Annotated in this window: 1 protein-coding gene; it reads right to left on the reverse strand. The window is 47.5% G+C overall.

Annotation, left to right across the window (positions count from 1 at the left end):
• The coding region (locus BCT81_RS17830; protein WP_133152655.1) for an L-lactate permease at nucleotides 1-934 on the reverse strand (934 nt) is incomplete at its 3' end.
• Nucleotides 935-1132: the final 198 nt, after the last annotated feature.

The following is a 1132-nucleotide window of genomic DNA, read 5'->3' on the forward strand; positions in this document are numbered from 1 at the left end:
TGTCATCAAGGTCGATTTTCAGAGAGCCTAACCATTCTGCTGGCCACTTCTCTTCGCTTTCGAAATCCCATTTTGATTTTGGAACGAGGAAGCCACGTTTTGCTGCAGTAACCACAATTGCTAGGCCGACTAGACCACCAATTAGAGATGGGAACTCAGCACCTAGGAAGACACCTGTTAGTGCGTAAGGGATGGTGAACGCTGCACCAGCAAACAGTGCGAACGGTAGAATGTCTAAACCTTCTGTCCAACTTTTGTTCTTACCGAAGAAGCGAGTCAGCATCATTGCCATTAGTACTGGCATCATCACACCCACAGAGGCGTGAATCAGTGCCACACTTGAGGTGATTTGTTGCAGGTAAGCGTCCCAAGTAGAACCGTGAGCAATCAGGCTTTCACCGATGTTGTGCGTGTCCAAACCTTTGTTCACACCAACGATGATAGGTGTACCTACCGCACCGAACGATACTGGTGTCGATTGGATCATCATGCCCATCAGTACCGCAGCAAGCGCAGGGAAGCCGATCGCAACCAGTAACGGTGCTGCAATAGCTGCAGGTGTGCCGAAGCCAGATGCGCCCTCAATGAAGGAGCCGAAACACCAAGCGATGATGATCGCCTGAACACGACGGTCAGCGGATATGTCCGTGAAGCCGTTGCGGATGGTGGTGATAGCTCCGGTGTGTTTCAAAGTGTTTAATAAGAAGATGGCGCCGAACACAATCCAGAGAACCGACACGGTAATACCGAAACCTTGGAATACAGAGGCCAACACGCGAGTGCCAGACATATCCCAAGCAAATAGGGCAATAGCAACGGTTAATGCAAATGCCACTGGCATCGCTTTTTTCGCAGGCCAGTTCAGGCCGACCAGCAGAATCGCTGCAACAACTATTGGTGAAAAGGCCAATAGAGCTAGTAGAGTTTCACTCATGGGTACTTCCTCGTACTGTTTTCAAACGTTCATGTTTGAAGTAGATAACACGTTATGGATTGTCATTTTTTGACTCGCTATTGGCCTCTAAGCGGGAACCATTTGGGTGCGAATCTTGTAATTGGAATGACTCTTTTGTAATTGTTTTGTTAATTTGGTGTGAATTTACCCCTTTATTTTTTATTGATATAGGGAAAT

The organism is Vibrio sp. 10N.261.52.A1 (genome assembly GCF_002876325.1).
Taxonomy (GTDB): domain Bacteria; phylum Pseudomonadota; class Gammaproteobacteria; order Enterobacterales; family Vibrionaceae; genus Vibrio; species Vibrio chagasii.